Source organism: Flavobacterium polysaccharolyticum (genome assembly GCF_038739875.1).
Taxonomy (GTDB): domain Bacteria; phylum Bacteroidota; class Bacteroidia; order Flavobacteriales; family Flavobacteriaceae; genus Flavobacterium; species Flavobacterium polysaccharolyticum.
Map to the genome: position 1 here is coordinate 1 of NZ_JBCGDP010000123.1, position 215 is coordinate 215.

The 215-nt window shown below is 42.8% G+C and carries 1 protein-coding gene; it reads left to right on the forward strand.

The window, feature by feature from the left end; all coding sequences use genetic code 11:
• A partial coding sequence (locus WFZ86_RS20500) for a hypothetical protein (protein WP_342693644.1) occupies positions 1–215 on the forward strand: 215 nt, incomplete at both ends.

The window sequence follows — 215 nt, forward strand, 5'->3', positions numbered from 1 at the left end:
TTACATCTTCTACAACAGTAGTTTGGACATATTCAGATGGAACCAACAGCACGACACAAAATCAAAGTATTGTAATAGCGGATACTACAGCCCCTGTTGCAGATGCTGCTACACTTCCTACGATTACTGCACAATGTAGTGTTACGAGTCTTACTCCACCAACGGCTACCGACAATTGTTTGGGAGTTGTTACAGCTAGTACTACAGCCGTTCTT